The sequence below is a fragment of the Cytobacillus sp. BC1816 genome, from assembly GCF_051353635.1.
Classification (GTDB): domain Bacteria; phylum Bacillota; class Bacilli; order Bacillales; family Cytobacillaceae; genus Cytobacillus; species Cytobacillus oceanisediminis_C.
In genome coordinates, this window is record NZ_CP195611.1 from 2,172,878 (window position 1) to 2,189,442 (window position 16,565).

Genomic DNA, 16,565 nt, shown 5'->3' on the forward strand with positions numbered 1-16,565 from the left:
TTCTCTTCACTTTTAACGAATTAATGTACAAAAGATCGCAGGGAGGATTTTATGCAAACTTTAGTAAAAATTAGGCACAGGTTTTGGTATCAAACTCCTGTTTCAGAAACTGACCGTCCTATTTTAGGGGCAGTGGTCGGGGATCGAATGACTTTGATGATTGATTCAGGCAATTCAAAAGCTCATGCCCAATTATTTTTAAGCGAACTGGAGAAACAGGGTATACCTTCACCAAGGATGGTGGTGCTGACTCATTGGCACTGGGATCATATTTTCGGCCTGTCTGCGCTTGATATTCCATCTATTGCTTCCAGACTCACCAAAGCTGAAATAGAAAAACTAATCCCTTTTCAATGGACAGATGATGCATTGGATGAGCGTGTGGAAAGTGGAGTCGAAATAGAATTTTGCGCGAGCGCCATTAAGAAAGAGTATGGTAATGATCGAAGAATTAAGATTAAACTTCCAGATATCACGTTCGAGAAAAAACTAGAAATAGATCTTGGCGGTGTGGCTTGCCAACTGCAGCAAGTCGGCGGTGACCATTCTCCAGATTCGGTGGTGGTATATATAAAAGAAGAAAAAATATTATTTCTGGGTGATGCGATTTACGCGAATCTTTACGCAAGTAAATGGAATTACACGGCAAGCCGCGTGCTTCAGCTAATGGATGCATTGGATCAGTTTGATGCAGATACATATATCTTGTCCCACGGGACGGCCATCTCAAAGGCAGAGTACCAGGAGGAAGCGGCCATGCTCAGGATGGCAGCACGTCTAACAGAAGAATTCGAAGGACAGATGGAAGAAATGAAGAATGCCTATAAATCCTATGTCAATCGTGAACTGAATGATAATGAGCAAGAAACGATGCAGTACTTTGTAAATGGCTATGAACTGCAAAAAACTTCTGCAGTTTAATTTGAAAGTAAAAAATCCTTTTTAAGGGAGGCTGCCATGAATAGATATTCTGTTAATCTTTCAACCGTTTTTACAGAGGTTCCTTTTTTGGAGCGGTTCAAAAAAGCCCGTGAAGCTGGTTTTGTTTATGTGGAGTGCCAGTTTCCATATACATATACAATAGAAGAAATCAAAAAAGAGCTTAAGCAAAACCAGTTATCGATGGACTTAATTAACCTGCCGCCAGGTCAATGGGAAAAAGGGGACCGTGGCCTGGCAGCAGACCCAGAGCGCATAGAAGAATTTAAAAGATCAGTTGAAAAGGGGATCCGTTATGCTAATGGCCTTGGAGTTAAAATGATACATTGTATGGCGGGGATACACCCAGATAATAATCTGGAAGTTTTTATAGAAAATCTCCTTTTTGCGGGCACTGCAATGTCTAAGCATGAGATAACCCTATTAGTTGAGCCTATCAATCCATTCGATATGCCTGGCTATTTCTTAAATGATATCCAGCAGGCAGCAGACATAATCCTTCGTGTCGCTTTGCCGAATGTGAGGCTTCAATTCGACTTTTACCATATCGAAAAAATTCATGGCCATTCTCTTTCCATGTATCAAAAATACGCTGAGCTGGTTTCGCATGTGCAAATTGCTGACCATCCGGGCAGACAGGAGCCAGGGACAGGTGAAATGAATTATACCGATATTCTTCAATATTTGAGTAAACACTATCGAGGTTTAATTGGTCTTGAATATAATCCGCAAGGCAGAAGTGAAGAGAGTTTTGCTTGGCTGAAAGGGGTGATATCATGAAGGTTGGATTTATTGGTACAGGAGTAATGGGATCGAGGATGGCCAAGCGCCTCCTGGGCAATGGTTTTCACCTCATGGTTCATAATCGGACAATTGAAAAAGCACAGCCCCTTATTGAGCTGGGTGCCTTTTATTCGGAAACGATCAGCAGCCTGGTCAGCCAATGTCAAGTCGTGTGTACATGTCTTTCTATGCCGGACGATGTGCTGAACGTCTATACAGGTAAAGAGGGGATCATACATACTGCCCGGCCCGGAACGATATGCATTGACTTTACATCGGTAGGGGCCGACACGAGTAAAACAATCTTTGAGATGACAGATGCAAAAAAGATCAGTTATCTTGACTGTCCGGTTAGCGGCGGTCCTGAAGGAGCAGAAAGCGGGACATTAACAATCATGGCAGGCGGCGAGGAAGTGGCATTTCATAAAGTTAAGCAGGTACTGGAGGTGCTCGGTGACACCATAGAATATCTGGGACCTTCGGGCTCAGGCAGCATTGCCAAACTGATTAATCAGTATCTTGTTGCTGTTCACTCTCTGGCTGCATCAGAGGCTATGGTAGCCGGATCTGCTTATGGTCTGGATTCCGAACAGCTCTTGAAAGTGCTGAAGACAAGCTATGGTGACAGCAGAATTCTGCGCAGGCATATGGAACAATACGTATTCAATCGCCACTTCACACCAGGAGGGGCAGTGAAATATGTCCATAAAGATGTCCGGCTTGCCAACCAGCTTTTACAGGAGGCCGGCCTAAACCAGTTTACCGGGCAACTGGCTGAAAAAGCATTCCAGACAGCCGCTGAGCAAGGTCATAGCGAACAGGATATGTCGGCAGTAATAAAACCTCTGGAGGAAGACGCAGGCATTATTGTGAAGAGGAAAAAGTAATCAGCGGAGACAGGAATGCTCGGTTATTAGCATTCATTTGGTATGTATAGCAGAAAGCCAGTATAAAAAAACTGACCAATATATTTAAAATGCTGGGATAAACCAAAATACAGGCAGATAAAATCCAACGAGAAAAACCGAACTTTTCCGATAACCTTCTTCCGGACTTCTTAAAGGACCTATTCCTATTAAAATATCAGTATTTTCTGCTATAATAATAACCTGAAATATTAATAGAGAAACCGGGAGAGCAGCAATGAAACGTAAAAAAAGCAAAAAGCGTACAAAACGCAGATCGAATGTAGCATTCCTGTTATTTTTTTTGGTTCTGATTTTTGTCCTATTTGACCAATTCAAGCAGCTTAATATTAAGGAAACAGCTGTTTCCTTACTGCCTAATACTGTGTCAAGGGACGTTCAGAATTATACCCCGATCCTTCAGAAGGAATTGAAGGAAGTTAACCTTGAAGAATATACTCTCGTATTGGCCGCGATCATGCAGCAGGAAAGCAAAGGAAAGGGCGGTGATCCGATGCAGGCTTCGGAATCAGCAGGATTGCCCCCGAATTCCATTCAGGATCCGGAACAAAGCATTAAGCAGGGTGTTAAACACTTTCAGAAAGCATTAAATTATGGCAGTCAAAAAAATGTAGACTTCCCTGCGGTTATCCAGGCCTACAATATGGGAATCGGATATATTGACTTTGTTGCTGATCAGGGTGGAAAACACAGTGAAGAAATCGCAAAAGAATTCTCACTCAAACAGGCCGAACAAAATCCGGAAATTTATAATTGCGGAGGCGACAAGAATAATTTCCGCTATCCATACTGTTATGGGGATTTCACTTATACAACAAAGGTAACAAAAAATATTGAGATTCTTACAGCAAGTAACACAGGAAAATCCGGAGAATTTAAATCAGTATGGTAAAACAAAACATAAAAATATTATGGTAAACTAAAACCGCACTCAGCCAAGAAGTGCGGTTAGTTTTTTCAGCGTCTGCTTTTGCCCATCTATATCCACTAACTCGAGGCATTAACCTTTCAATTCGAAAATGAAAACTTCATAATATCCGATTTGAAAAATATTTTTTCATCTGCAATGGTAATGGGTTTTATTACATATATAACGCACCATATTTCTTTGGCTTAGTCACAATAGTTTATTTTTCCCCCAATGGACCTCAGCATATAATTCTTGCGCTCGGTACTCTCCTGTCTGCATTCTCGCGGGAACAGGCTCGCTTGAGGATGCTAACCTTTGTGGCATTCACACCTTTTCTTTTTAAATGATGCAGGATAGATCCTCACAGATTTTGTCTGCTGGTGTGATATTCATAGTACTCAAGATGACTATGGTCAGATCCTCTTTAAAGTTCTTCAAAAGTTCATTTGTAAATCCATTAATATCCCCAGAGTGTCTCGCTATCCTTTGTTCGCCGTTAATAAAACAGCCATACCCATAGCCTCCAGGAGGTCTATGCATTTGTTTGGCAGTACACCATTCCGCAAAGCTTCTGTCCATTTATTAAATCCTCTGCAGTTCTGTACATTCATATGCTCCCTGAGGAATGCTCATTTCGACATACTTTGGGTGAATGACCTGTTCCCAGACCGAATGCTCGGAAGGCAAGTCCTTTACAATCCAACGGCCTTTATCAATTCCTGCATTTTTTTATTGAAAAGGTTTAAAAATATTCTCCAGGAGGAATTATACATAGGATAAATCTGAAACGTTTTCCATTAAAGCAGTTAGAAGTAAAAATTCTTAATTGCTGTATTGCATGTCCTAACCAGGCTGGAGGGCAGACGCATAAATTTTTCCCAGTATTCAGGAGAAAAGTAAAAATCGGCTGCGTCTGATGAATGGCTAAATAAGTGATGAAAGGTCATACCCTTTTCAGAAGGAAAGTCTTTAATATAAATATCGAACAAATTCAACTAAGTTTGCTGGTGAAGCAGAAGAACAGCTGCTGCCGCAAAAGATTTTGTAAAAGAGCCAATGCGGAATTTGTAATAGGATTGTTTTTAGTGGCATATTGATAGCTTGATAGTCCATATCCTTCATTCAGAATGACTTTTCCCTTATGGGCGGCAAGGTCACATCCATTAAAATAATTGCCTGCAGCTAGAATGTCCATATACTCGTTAATTTGGTGTTTTTGGTCCATGTGAATTTCCGCCTTTATGTATAATTCGTCTACATTCTTCATATATATTGGCTGTTGTCTGATTTTTCTTCTTCCTTGAAAATTAAAGATTTATAAGTTTTTACATAAAAAGTGAAACCAAATTGCTTTTCATTCGTCTATATAGACGTGCAGCATTTATTAATGGGCAACACCCAGCTTAGGCTGTGTACTGGGCACTTACTCTGTTTAATAGTCATTAAAGAGCATTTTATCTGGACATGCTTGACATTTTATTAAATGCGAGTATAGTTATATTCTTGTGCAGTGCTTTTTTGCATGTTCATAGATTATTAATATTTATCACGTAAACTAATAATTATTGGGCTGATTGCCAACATAAGATTTTTAAATTACTAGCGAAGTATGTTAGAATAATGTGCTAGAAGGCAGGTGTATGAATTTGAATACTTTACTTCATAAAAGTCAGGATATATTAAATAAATATATTGGCTTTTTCTTTTTAGCAGTATTTCTGCTCTGGATGAAAACGTATATTACTCAAATGACACAATTTAACTTAGGCATTGAAAGTGCCTTGCAGCAGTTCCTTTTATTCATTAACCCGCTGGGGTCTTCATTGCTTTTTTTAGGATTTGCATTCTTTTTTAAAGGCAAAAGAAAATATATCGCCTTGATGGTAATGTATTTCTTGCTTTCCTTCCTGCTGTTTGCGAACGCAGTGTACTATCGTTTCTTTAATGATTTTATTACATTGCCGACTTTGACGCAGACACAGAACTTTGGTGACGTCAGCGGAAGCATCAGTTCATTATTACAGCCGACTGATATCCTTTTCTTCCTTGATTTCATCGTGCTTGCCGGCTTGCTTGTATTTAAAGTCGTAAAAGTGGAAACAAAGGACTTGACGCGCCGCAGATCAGCAGCATTAATTTATGCTTCTCTGGCCATTTCCTTTGCAAACCTGGGATTGGCTGAAACAGACCGCCCTGAACTTTTGACAAGAGGTTTTGACCGTAATTACATTGTTAAGTATTTAGGCATGTACAATTATACGATTTATGATGCAGTACAAAGCACGAAGGCATCCGCGCAAAGAGTTATGGCGGATAGCAGTGATACAACCGAAGTCATTAACTTTACAAAATCGAATTATGCTGAACCGAACCCGAAGTACTTCGGAAAAGCAGAAGGGATGAATGTGATCTACCTTCACCTGGAATCCATTCAGACATTCTTAATGAACTATGAACTGCACGGTGAAGAAGTAACACCATTCTTGAACTCACTGATTGAAGAAGAAAATACAACGTATTTTGATAACTTCTTCCATCAGACTGCACAAGGGAAAACAGCAGATGCTGAGTTTATCCTTGAAAACTCCCTATATGGATTGCCGCAGGGTTCTGCCTTTACAACAAAGGGTATGAATACGTACAATGCAGCACCAGCAATTCTTAAGGATAAAGGATATACTTCTGCAGTTTTCCACGGCAACTCCGGAAGTTTCTGGAACCGTAACGAAATTTACAAATCCTTTGGCTATGACAACTTTTTCGATGCAGGATACTATGATTTAAAACCAGAAAATATGGCTGACTATGGTCTAATGGATAAGCCGTTCTTTGAACAATCCATGCCGTACCTTAAGTCGCTTAAACAGCCGTTCTATTCTAAATTCATTACTGTGTCCCATCACTATCCTTATCATATGGATCAGGAACTGGCGACAATTGAGCCTCATACTACCGGGGACAAATCAGTCGATAATTACTTCCAGACAGCCCGTTATGCTGATGAAGCACTTAAACAGTTCTTTGAGCAGCTTAAAGCTTCCGGCCTTTATGAGAACTCAGTGATTGTCATGTATGGTGACCATTATGGTATTTCCAAGAACCATAATAAAGCAATGGAACAAGTGCTTGGCAAGGAAATTTCAGCGTTCGATAGTGCCGGTCTGCAGCGTGTGCCTCTATTCATCCGCGTACCTGGCATGGAAGGCGGAGTAAACCATGAATTTGGCGGTCAGATTGATCTGATGCCAACATTGATGCATTTGCTTGGAATTGATACTAAACAGTATCTGCAATTCGGTACAGACTTATTATCAGAACAGCATGATGATCTTGTTCCTTTCCGTAACGGAGATTTCATGAGTCCAACCATCTCATCTGTTGACGGAAAGTTTTATGACTCTACAACTGGTGAACTGCTGGATGAAAGCCGTTTTGAAGAGGCGAAAAAACTTCAGGAAAGTGCCGAGCAGAAATTGGCGCTATCTGATAAAGTCGTGAACGGAGATCTTCTCCGCTTCTACACACCTGAAAACTTCGAACCGGTTGATCGTTCAAAGTACGATTATAAAGCAGAAAGTAATGGGGTTAACAAGAAGAACGAAGTAACTGATGAATCGGCTGAAGAAGAACCAGCTGATAAATAATTCAAAAACTGCCTGCGGGAGATCCTGCAGGCAGTTTTTTTGTTGCAGGATAAAGCGAAAATATAATCCCTCTATACGAATATAAATAAGTCACATCCCAAACTCAATATTTTTATAAAGCAGGTATGTTTACATTTGATTCAGTGTGGAATACCATTATGCATTAGTTAAATCTGGTTCAAGCCCTATTATTATGTGATAAATAACCATTCAACCTTTATAATTAAAAATAAAAAGATACATAACTAGGGGGAGTAAGATGAAAAAGCTTGCGGGCAAAAGGATTGCACTTTTAGGTTCCCGGAAAATAGAAGAAATCGGCAAATTGGTGGAGAATCAGGGAGGAATTGCCCTCAGCAGGCCAGCCCAGGGGACAACACTGCTCAAAGACGGTAAACTTCATGATCACGTAAGACTGATAATAAAGGAAAGCTTTGAATGGATTATTTTTACTACCGGAATCGGAGTCGAAACCATATATCAAACTGCTCTTGATATGAATGAGGGTGACTCCCTTATCAACAGCCTGCAAAAAGCAAATATTGCAGCAAGGGGATATAAAACCGTTAATTCTTTGAAAAAACTTGATATCACACCTTCAGTGCGGGATGATGACGGAAGTACTGCAGGCTTAATCCGGGAGCTCTCAGCTCATTCCCTAACAGGCCGGAAAGTAGCCCTGCAGCTTCACGGGGATCCGGCACCACGCCTTAAACAGTGGCTGGAAGAAAACCATGCGGACTTTGAAGAAATTCTGCCATATACCCATATTCCTCCTGAGGAAAAAGTAATGAATCAGCTGCTGTCCGAACTCCTTGACGGAAAGCTTGATTCAGTATTTTTCACCAGCACACCTCAAGTAAGGAATTTATTCACCTTCGCCCGGAAAAAGAAGGCAGATGCGCAATTAAAAAGTTGTTTATCAGAACAGGTTGTGGCTTTATCGGTTGGAAAAGTAACTGCACAAGCTTTACATGAAGAAGGAATTGCAAGAGTCATTTTTCCGGAAGTCGAGAGGATCGGGAGTGCGGTTATTGAATTAGCCCATTTTTATAATAATGAAAAAGGCATTTAATGACTAATTTATAAAAACAAATAAGCTGGTAAAGCGCAGAATATTTTCTTAAAAGGGGGCCCTTTAGGCTCCTTTTTATTAATTTCATGGATATACTAATTTCAAAATAGTCATAAAAAGTATTGAAAAGGCTTACACAAAATGATAATATTGCAACGTAAACGTTTTCGTAACTAAAATAATACAGCAATTTTAAGCAGGTGGGATATGACTAATACCATCAAAGATGTTGCCAAAATAGCAAATGTCTCCATTGCAACAGTTTCCAGGATTTTGAATGCCCAGGGAGGCTATTCGGAAAAAACAAAATTCAGGGTTCTAAAAGTGATTGAAGAATTGGGATACCAGCCAAACGCAGTGGCAAGAGGATTAATTAACAAAAGAACACATACGATTGGTGTGCTTTTCCCGAAGCTATCCAGTTCTCTCGTTACCGATCTGCTGGATGGCATTGAAAAGGCTGCCAATGACAACGGTTCAAGTGTGATCGTCTGCCATACAGAATCAAATGGCGAAAAAACGATGAAATATCTCCAGCTGCTTATCGAAAAAAGGGTAGACGGTATTATTTTTGCCAGTGAAATATTGAAGGATGAGTATTATCAATTTGTAACGAAAGCCAAGGTGCCGATGATTTTGCTTTCGACCGAGTCCTATGCGTACCCCGTACCTTTTGTAAAGGTCAACGATTATCATGCAGCATATGCTGCAGCCAAGCATTTAATCGACAAAGGGCATACCAACATTGGAATGATAAGCGGAAAAAAGGATGATATTATCGCGGGGGTTCCTAGGATTGAAGGCTTTAAAAAAGCTCTCTCAGATCATGGCATATCACTGAGTCCCGATAATATTGTGTTCAGCAGGGGATTTAATTTCCCTGATGGGGTGGAGGGCTTGAAAAAGCTTATCGGACAGTTCCCGGATGTTACAGCGATTTTTGCAGCAAGTGATGAAATGGCTATAGGGACCTTATCAGCAGCTTATCAATTGGGAATTAAGGTCCCGGAGGAGATATCTGTTATAGGGTACGATAATTTGAACCTTGCTGAGATGTCCATTCCGCCGCTGACAACAGTGGGACAGCCTCTCGCAAAAATGGGAGAGGCTGCTGCAGAAATGCTTTTTACTATAATGGAAACTGGCGAAACTCCGGAAAGCCGGATTATGCCGCATAAAATCATTGAAAGAATGAGTGTGAAAGAGAGGAAAGAATAACTCTCTTTTTCTCAGTTCAATGACGTAAACGTTTACGTCATTGAACTGAAAACACAAAAATCAGTTTCTATACTTCTATTTTTTTTAATTGCCATATTCATTCCTTTCCCAATCATCATGCTGCCGCTTGCCAAGCAGACCAGTGCCTGGGGTATGCAGGCTGGATTAATCATTTTGTATATCATATTCACCTTTCCTTTATGTATTGGCTATATACTTGCTGTTGCTGTGGAATTGGAAGAAGCGGCCATTATGGACGGTGCAACTACAAGGGTGTTTTCTGGGAAGTCATTTTCCCGCTGTTTGTGCCAATGAATGCTACTTTTGCCATCATCACAAGTCTTGGTGCATGGAATGACTTTATTCTGCCGCTCGATCAGTATATTTTCCATGGCCAATTCAGCACAGACCATAATCTAACTTTTGCCTCCTGCTAATGGCACTTGCACAAATGATTATTGTGTACACCTTTGCCCAGAAATGGGTTATAAGCGGTGTAATGAAAGGTTCTATAAAATTCTTAGATTGGAGTTGTATAAAAGTGAACAAAACATGGTGGAAAGAATGTGTCATTTATCAAATTTACCCAAGAAGCTTTAACGATTCTAATGGGGATGGGATTGGAGATATCAACGGAATTACTGGAAAAATTCCTTACTTAAGCGAACTGGGGATCGATGTGATCTGGCTATCCCCCGTTTACCAATCGCCTAATGATGATAATGGCTATGACATCTCAGATTACCGCAATATCATGGATGAGTTCGGAACTATGGAAGACTTTGACAGAATGCTGGTCAAAGCCCATGAGTACGGCATCAAAATTATGATGGATCTCGTTGTCAACCACTCAAGCGATGAACACCAGTGGTTCCGGGAATCACGAAAATCCAAAGATAGTTCCTACAGAGATTATTATATCTGGAAGAAAACAGACAACGGCGAACCTCCTACGAATTGGGGAGCTGCGTTTGGCGGAAGTGTATGGGAATATGATGAACAAACAGGCGAATATTACCTGCACCTTTTCAGTAAGAAGCAGCCTGACCTGAATTGGGAAAACCCTGTATTAAGAAATGAAGTGTATGAAATGATGCGCTTCTGGCTGGACAAAGGGATAGATGGATTCCGCATGGATGTCGTCAATTTTATTTCAAAAGATACCAGCTATCCACAGGGGGAGATTCGTGAAGGACACAATTATGGGGACGGCAGCAAGTATTATATGAATGGACCAAGAATTCATGAATTTCTGCAGGAAATGAACAAAGAAGCCCTTAGCCCTTATGATACCATTACGGTTGGCGAGATGCCCGGTGTAACAGTTGAAGAAGGCAAGCTCTATACAGGCAAGGACAGAAATGAATTGAATATGGTATTCCATTTTGAACATGTCGGGCTTGGCGACGGTCAATACGGCAAATGGGATCCGCGTCCTTGGAAACTGACTGAACTGAAAGAGATTTTCAGCAAGTGGCAAAAGGGTCTGGAGGAAGATGGCTGGAACAGCTTATACTGGAGCAACCATGACCAGCCTCGCGCCATTTCCCGGTGGGGAAATGACTCAGAGGAATACCGCGTTATTTCTGGTAAGATGATTGCGGCATGCCTGCATATGATGCAGGGGACACCATATATTTACCAAGGTGAGGAAATTGGCATGACAAACGTCAAGTTTACTGATATCAATGATTACCGTGATATCGAAACGTTAAATGCATACCGTGATCTTACACCGGATTTTTTAACACATGATGAAATCTTTAAAGGCATTCATAAGAGAGGCCGGGATAATGCGAGAACGCCTGTTCAGTGGGATGCCAGTCCGAATTCAGGCTTTACCGACGGAACCCCTTGGATCAATGTTAATCCTAATTATGAGTGGATTAACGCAGAAGCCGTGTTAAAAGATGAAGATTCCATCTTCCATTTTTATAAAAAGCTCATTCAGCTTAGAAAGCAAAATGAAGTAATTGTTTATGGCACATTCGATTTAATCATGGTGGAAAATGAGCAGATCTTCGCCTATACAAGAACTCTTGGTAATGAACAGCTGCTTGTGATCTGCAACTTCAGTGAAGAAACTCCTGACTTTAAGCTGCCAGACCATGTCCGGTATTCATCTAAGGAACTGCTGATTTCCAACCTGAATGCAAATGAAAATGAAGAAATTGAAAACCTGCCACTCAAGCCTTATGAAGCAAGAGTGTATCGTTTGATGATATAAAGATAGGGCCTGTTTAGGTCCTTTTTTTAATGAAGAAATGATGAAACGAGGTATCCCTTATATATATAATGATGAATAAAAGCAGCAGTTTATTAGATAAAGGCTCCGTTTTTTTATTTCTGTAAAAAGCTGATTGCACGAAGAAAACAAAACGAGGTAATGGTTTACGGAGATTATAAGGATCTATTGCTTAATGATAAACAGACATTTACCTTTGATGGATTTACAAGCCGGAAGCTGTTCTCTTTATTTATAAGAGTGATAGGGTGGAAAATGAAGAAGTATTGCAACCGCATGAAGCGAGAATTTATGAGTTAATTAATTAGAGAACCATTGAGGTTCTTTTTTTTGTTGACAAATTTTTTCTAAACAATATTATTATGTTAAATCATGGAGGGGGCCATTTCGATGAATATATTAGAATACTCCTGGGTTGGCAGTGAGGAGCCTTACCTGGATGAAATAAGCATTCAGCATATCGGAAGAATGGTATTAGGGCGTTTCGGCGGAAACAGGAATGCTGGGCAAAATAAAAATGAAGACGGCTGCCTTTTATGGATAGGTAATAACGAAGATTGGGAGTTTACTGTTTTACTTGATGCCCATACTACAGCTGAAAGCGCTGAGTTAGTTATTCAAACGGTCAAATCACTGAAAACGGAAATCATTGCTTTATTAGTGCTGCCGCCTGGAGAGGTGTTTGAACAGGTTGGCGGATTACTGCTTAAACAATTTAAAAGCCAGGATTTCAAGGCGGAATGCAAAAAGATTAAAGGTGAAACAGCTTTCCTATGTGTGATCAGAAAAGGCTCATTTCTTTGGTGGCTATCAATCGGGGATTGTATTCTGCATTTATTCCACCCCGAACTGGCTGCATTTAACGAATATCAGCAAAACCACCGAAGTTTTTATGAATGGGTGGGTAATGTCAATACGTTTGATTTGCCGGTTCCCTGTTATAGCTCGGGTACAAAGGAGCTCAGAAGAGGCAGGAATCATATTTTTCTAACAACAGATGGCTTGACAGAATGTCCCCACACCAACTTTGCTGAACCAAAAGAAATATTTAATCTCTTTAGCATGTTCGGGAATGAGGGTGGGGTCCGTGAGCTATTGAAGTTAATAAAAGATAGGGATGTCCGGGACAGTACGACCATTATATCCTGGATAATTGAAGCTGAGCATGAAGGAAGTAAGCCCAGCGGCTGATTTGACAGATACTTGGCAGAAAATCGGCAGTAAAAGAAAATAGACCTGGAGACAAGAGAATTTGAATGAATAACGACGAAAAAGAAGCCTCCACTCTAAGGATAAAGGGTCCGTTTTCGGGTGCTTTACTGATAAAGGACATAAAAAATGACGTGTGAATCAGCACACGTCATTTTCCTATAAGGTTTTTTGCTTATTTTATCGTTTTTGAGATAGCAATTGACCTTATAATTTATAATGGACAATAAGTATTGTACCATCAAAATGCAGTGCAAAGACAGCTGTCAATTTCAATGTCACTTGGGCTGCCTGCAATATCTTACTCTCATTGAACAAACGGGGCAGGTTTATATAATGGTGTGTAATACTCATGCTGTTTTTGCTGCTCTGTTCTCCTTTACTCCATTTCTGTCTGTTAAGCTAACCAAGAAAGGTGAAATTTATTGCTTGCCAGTTTAGTATGAGATAAAATAAAAAATTGGGAATGCATTTCAACTTTCTATAAAAAGGATATAAATATGTTTAAAAATATAGATTTATTTAATCAGGCCTTTTTTTTTGCTCCGATTGGGATGTCGATAGTCTCATTAGAGGGAAAATGGATTAAGGTAAATCATGCTTTAACTAAAATTACTGGTTATACAGAGGATGAGCTCCTTACCACGAACTTTCAAGCCTTAACCTATCCAAAGGACTTAGATACAGATTTATCTTACACACAAGAATTAGTGGAAGGAAAAAGAGACTCTTTTGAGATGGAAAAAAGGTATGTCCATAAAAGCGGGAAGATTGTATGGGTGTTATTATCTGTATCCATAGTGCGGGAAGGGAACAAGCCATTATTCCTTATTTCTCAAATACAAGATATAACCGATCGTAAAAACTCAGAAAGAATATTGAAACAAATGGCTCATTATGACTTTCTAACCCAATTGCCAAATCGGAGATTATTTGAAGAACGACTTAATCATGCAATTGAATCAGCTAATTTCAATAAAGGGCTAGTCGCAGTACTGTATCTTGATTTAGATGGGTTTAAGCAAATAAATGATACCTTTGGTCATGACTTAGGAGACTTTTTGTTAAAAGAAGTCGCCAGCAGGCTTACAGCTTGTATGGGAAGTAAGGATTCTGTAGCCAGGCTTGCGGGTGATGAGTTCACGATTTTACTTCCGGAAACGACAATCGACAATGCAAAACATGTTGCCGAACGGATCATTGACACTCTATCTAATAAAGTATCGGTACAGGATGTTGTTATCTCAATAACTCCTAGTATCGGAATTGCTTTTTGCGATGATTTCAATATGGATGTCAGGAATTTGCTGAAATATGCTGATGGAGCTATGTATCAAGCAAAACAGAACGGAAAGAATAATTATCAAGTTTCACAGAACAGATAAATCTAAGATATGACGTTATTATTAGCGTTGATCCTGAAAGGATTAACGCTTTGTTAGTTTAATAACCAAAACTTGGTGTTGCACTCACTTTCTTTTTTTGTTAGCATCGTATCATAGCTAACGATTCAGAAATTTAGGAGGGATATTATTCATTCGTTTAATGAGGATGGAGAGTTGCTCCCTGAAGAAGTAGATACAATTAATCGCTTAACTAAAATTCCAATTAGTTCCCTAAATCTAGATGCGATTTCAGTCGTCACCAATATTTATCGCGTCGCACAAGGATTAAGAAATAAGATGGAACAAGAAGTCTTATCGCAATACGGCTTATCATGGACAGCGTTTTCAATGCTTTACGATTTGTGGATCTGGGAATCAATTGAAACAAAAAAATTAGCTGAGTCAGCTGGAGTCTCAAAAGCCACAATTAGTAATATAACCAAAACTCTTGAAAAGAAAGAGTTATGTTTTAGGAAGACGGATAACAGGGATAGAAGAATTACTTACGTTTCTCTAACTAATAAGGGAAAACATGTAATGGAGGACCTTTATCCAAAGTTCCATAGTGGCGAGGTCCAGATAGTTTTAGGTTTATCCGCCGATGAACAGAAAAATTTATCCAGAGCCCTAAGAAAAGTAATAATGGATAATAACTTTTGAAAACAACTAAATATTAAAAAGCGTTGATGGGAAACCCAGTAGTTGCTATCTCCCTGTACCCAGAGAGTCGATGGTTGGTGCAAATCGATACACAGATAACAGTGAATTACATTCCTGGAGCTTTCTTTGCCAGATTGTTTTAGCAAAGAACGGCGAGCCGTTATTCATTGAGTGGAAGGATTAATTCCTTCAACAAGGGTGGTACCGCGTGCAAAACCACGTCCCTTTTTTGGGGGCGTGGTTTTTTATTTTTAATTAATATTTGGGAGGAATAACAAATGAACCAGGTTATGAATCAACTAAATACTGAACAGTTGAATGAAGTAAAAAGACAAATGAGCATATACACACAAGGGGTACAGGACATTATTCCTCTTGAAGATTTAGAAGCAAAAGTTGCCAAGTCAGTTCTGCAAAACAAACCATTAAAAATAAAACTTGGTTTAGATCCTTCAGCTCCAGATGTTCATCTTGGACATACAGTGGTTCTTAACAAAATGAGGCAGTTTCAAGAGAACGGACATATCATCCAACTAATTATTGGGGACTTTACAGGAAAAATTGGAGATCCGACAGGCAAATCGGTTGCTAGAAAACAATTGACAGATCAAGAAGTGAAACACAATGCCAAAACATACTTCGAGCAATTTGCAAAGGTTATTAATATGGAGAAAGTCGAATTGCATTACAACTCTAAATGGTTGTCTGAGCTAAAGTTTGAGGATGTAATTCAATTGGCTGGCAAGATCACCGTGGCAAGGATATTAGAAAGGGATGATTTTGAAGAACGCATCGCATTAGGGAAACCAATTTCTCTACACGAATTTTTCTACCCCTTGATGCAGGGATTCGATTCTGTTGTACTGGAATCTGATATTGAGCTTGGTGGAACTGACCAGCATTTTAATATCCTGATGGGAAGACACTTCCAAGAAAAGTTTGGAAAGGAAAAGCAAGTTGCATTGCTGATGCCATTACTGGAAGGACTTGATGGTGTCGAGAAGATGTCTAAATCAAAGAAAAACTACATTGGTATTGATGAGAGCCCGCAGGAAATGTACGGGAAAGCAATGTCCATTCCTGATAAGTTAATGACAAAATACTTTGAGTTAATAACAGATTTTTCACCTGAACAAATTCAGACCACTCAGAAACAGTTAGAAACAGGGAAACTTCACCCCAGGGATGCTAAAATGCTGCTTGCTAAGACAATTGTTAGAATGTACCACGGCATTGATGCTGCAGAGCAGGCAGAACATAATTTTATTTCTGTCTTCCAGAAAGGCTCAATGCCAGATGATATTCCTGTAATAGAGTGGAAAGGAAATAAGGAGACATCAATTGTTGAGCTGCTGGTTGGTTTGGAAATGTTATCATCTAAGAGCGAAGCAAGAAGGATGATTGAAAACAGAGGCGTAAAAGTTAACGGGAAACAAGTGGACAATCCGCAAGTAACCATTAATGTCACTGACGGTTTAATTGTACAGGTAGGAAAACGTAAATTTATTAAAGTGAAAATATAAGATAGATTTTTACAGATCAAGAGGCTGTTAAAGTGACTAACAGCCTCT

At 39.7% G+C, this 16,565-nt stretch carries 16 protein-coding genes and 1 other annotated feature; of the genes, 14 read left to right on the top strand and 2 right to left on the bottom strand.

The genetic code is table 11. From position 1 onward, the window contains the following. The first annotated feature begins 51 nt into the window (after positions 1-51). The 4 genes from ACR42H_RS11190 (at position 52) to ACR42H_RS11205 (ending at position 3,540) form a co-directional block, all read left to right on the top strand. Positions 52-921, top strand: coding sequence for an MBL fold metallo-hydrolase (locus tag ACR42H_RS11190; protein WP_436376171.1), 870 nt, complete (start codon positions 52-54; stop codon positions 919-921). Positions 922-957: 36 nt separating this feature from the next. Then, a complete protein-coding gene (locus ACR42H_RS11195) occupies positions 958-1,719 on the top strand; it encodes a hydroxypyruvate isomerase family protein (protein ID WP_436376172.1) in 762 nt (253 codons plus the stop codon). Beyond that, positions 1,716-2,609 carry an NAD(P)-dependent oxidoreductase gene (locus tag ACR42H_RS11200; RefSeq protein ID WP_113883980.1) on the top strand — a complete coding sequence of 298 codons (894 nt, stop codon included), beginning with the start codon at positions 1,716-1,718 and terminating at the stop codon, positions 2,607-2,609. Before ACR42H_RS11195 ends, ACR42H_RS11200 begins: the two co-directional genes overlap by 4 nt. Before the next feature lie 256 nt (positions 2,610-2,865). Further along, entirely contained in the window at positions 2,866-3,540 is a 675-nt protein-coding gene (locus tag ACR42H_RS11205) for a lysozyme family protein (protein WP_113883978.1), read from the top strand. Positions 3,541-3,897: 357 nt separating this feature from the next. Here the strand turns inward: ACR42H_RS11205 and ACR42H_RS11210 are convergent, their stop codons facing one another. Continuing rightward, complete coding sequence (locus ACR42H_RS11210) at positions 3,898-4,098, bottom strand: hypothetical protein (RefSeq protein ID WP_436376175.1); 201 nt, start codon at positions 4,096-4,098, stop codon at positions 3,898-3,900. A 451-nt stretch (positions 4,099-4,549) separates the two neighbouring features. Continuing rightward, complete coding sequence (locus ACR42H_RS11215) at positions 4,550-4,825, bottom strand: hypothetical protein (protein ID WP_436376177.1); 276 nt, start codon at positions 4,823-4,825, stop codon at positions 4,550-4,552. A 373-nt stretch (positions 4,826-5,198) separates the two neighbouring features. On the opposite strand from ACR42H_RS11215, the gene ACR42H_RS11220 reads away from it, so the two are divergent. The 10 genes from ACR42H_RS11220 to tyrS all read left to right on the top strand — a co-directional run bounded on the left by ACR42H_RS11220 (position 5,199) and on the right by tyrS (position 16,517). Further along, complete coding sequence (locus ACR42H_RS11220) at positions 5,199-7,202, top strand: LTA synthase family protein (RefSeq protein WP_113883975.1); 2,004 nt, start codon at positions 5,199-5,201, stop codon at positions 7,200-7,202. A gap of 259 nt (positions 7,203-7,461) precedes the next feature. Further along, entirely contained in the window at positions 7,462-8,277 is an 816-nt protein-coding gene (locus ACR42H_RS11225; RefSeq protein ID WP_113883974.1) for a uroporphyrinogen-III synthase, read from the top strand. A gap of 207 nt (positions 8,278-8,484) precedes the next feature. Next, positions 8,485-9,495: a LacI family DNA-binding transcriptional regulator gene (locus ACR42H_RS11230; protein ID WP_436376179.1), complete on the top strand. Its 1,011-nt coding sequence runs from the start codon at positions 8,485-8,487 to the stop codon at positions 9,493-9,495. A 117-nt stretch (positions 9,496-9,612) separates the two neighbouring features. Next, positions 9,613-9,810 carry a hypothetical protein gene (locus ACR42H_RS11235; protein ID WP_436376180.1) on the top strand — a complete coding sequence of 66 codons (198 nt, stop codon included), beginning with the start codon at positions 9,613-9,615 and terminating at the stop codon, positions 9,808-9,810. Further along, complete coding sequence (locus ACR42H_RS11240; protein ID WP_436376182.1) at positions 9,807-9,932, top strand: hypothetical protein; 126 nt, start codon at positions 9,807-9,809, stop codon at positions 9,930-9,932. The genes ACR42H_RS11235 and ACR42H_RS11240 overlap by 4 nt, the downstream gene beginning before the upstream one ends. A gap of 104 nt (positions 9,933-10,036) precedes the next feature. After that, on the top strand, positions 10,037-11,722 hold the full coding sequence (locus tag ACR42H_RS11245) for a glycoside hydrolase family 13 protein (RefSeq protein WP_436376183.1): 1,686 nt from the start codon (positions 10,037-10,039) through the stop codon (positions 11,720-11,722). A 408-nt stretch (positions 11,723-12,130) separates the two neighbouring features. Then, the gene (locus tag ACR42H_RS11250) at positions 12,131-12,931 is read left to right on the top strand and encodes a protein phosphatase 2C domain-containing protein (RefSeq protein ID WP_113883971.1); all 801 of its coding nucleotides are present in this window, start codon (positions 12,131-12,133) and stop codon (positions 12,929-12,931) included. 518 nt (positions 12,932-13,449) lie between these two features. Next, on the top strand, positions 13,450-14,334 hold the full coding sequence (locus tag ACR42H_RS11255; protein WP_113883970.1) for a sensor domain-containing protein: 885 nt from the start codon (positions 13,450-13,452) through the stop codon (positions 14,332-14,334). A 147-nt stretch (positions 14,335-14,481) separates the two neighbouring features. Continuing rightward, positions 14,482-14,994 carry a MarR family transcriptional regulator gene (locus ACR42H_RS11260; RefSeq protein WP_436376900.1) on the top strand — a complete coding sequence of 171 codons (513 nt, stop codon included), beginning with the start codon at positions 14,482-14,484 and terminating at the stop codon, positions 14,992-14,994. A 14-nt stretch (positions 14,995-15,008) separates the two neighbouring features. Further along, positions 15,009-15,223 (top strand) — a binding site (T-box leader). Positions 15,224-15,272: 49 nt separating this feature from the next. Then, a complete protein-coding gene (tyrS, locus tag ACR42H_RS11265; protein ID WP_113883968.1) occupies positions 15,273-16,517 on the top strand; it encodes a tyrosine--tRNA ligase in 1,245 nt (414 codons plus the stop codon). Positions 16,518-16,565 lie beyond the last annotated feature (48 nt).

Bases quoted from the DNA above. Each gene is read 5' to 3' on its own strand.
- ACR42H_RS11190 (WP_436376171.1), top strand. From the start codon at position 52: ATGCAAACTTTAGTAAAAATTAGGCACAGGTTTTGGTATCAAACTCCT.
- ACR42H_RS11195 (WP_436376172.1), top strand. From the start codon at position 958: ATGAATAGATATTCTGTTAATCTTTCAACCGTTTTTACAGAGGTTCCT.
- ACR42H_RS11200 (WP_113883980.1), top strand. From the start codon at position 1,716: ATGAAGGTTGGATTTATTGGTACAGGAGTAATGGGATCGAGGATGGCC.
- ACR42H_RS11205 (WP_113883978.1), top strand. From the start codon at position 2,866: ATGAAACGTAAAAAAAGCAAAAAGCGTACAAAACGCAGATCGAATGTA.
- ACR42H_RS11210 (WP_436376175.1), bottom strand. From the start codon at position 4,098: ATGCATAGACCTCCTGGAGGCTATGGGTATGGCTGTTTTATTAACGGC.
- ACR42H_RS11215 (WP_436376177.1), bottom strand. From the start codon at position 4,825: ATGAAGAATGTAGACGAATTATACATAAAGGCGGAAATTCACATGGAC.
- ACR42H_RS11220 (WP_113883975.1), top strand. From the start codon at position 5,199: ATGAATTTGAATACTTTACTTCATAAAAGTCAGGATATATTAAATAAA.
- ACR42H_RS11225 (WP_113883974.1), top strand. From the start codon at position 7,462: ATGAAAAAGCTTGCGGGCAAAAGGATTGCACTTTTAGGTTCCCGGAAA.
- ACR42H_RS11230 (WP_436376179.1), top strand. From the start codon at position 8,485: ATGACTAATACCATCAAAGATGTTGCCAAAATAGCAAATGTCTCCATT.
- ACR42H_RS11235 (WP_436376180.1), top strand. From the start codon at position 9,613: ATGCTGCCGCTTGCCAAGCAGACCAGTGCCTGGGGTATGCAGGCTGGA.
- ACR42H_RS11240 (WP_436376182.1), top strand. From the start codon at position 9,807: ATGAATGCTACTTTTGCCATCATCACAAGTCTTGGTGCATGGAATGAC.
- ACR42H_RS11250 (WP_113883971.1), top strand. From the start codon at position 12,131: ATGAATATATTAGAATACTCCTGGGTTGGCAGTGAGGAGCCTTACCTG.
- ACR42H_RS11255 (WP_113883970.1), top strand. From the start codon at position 13,450: ATGTTTAAAAATATAGATTTATTTAATCAGGCCTTTTTTTTTGCTCCG.
- tyrS (WP_113883968.1), top strand. From the start codon at position 15,273: ATGAACCAGGTTATGAATCAACTAAATACTGAACAGTTGAATGAAGTA.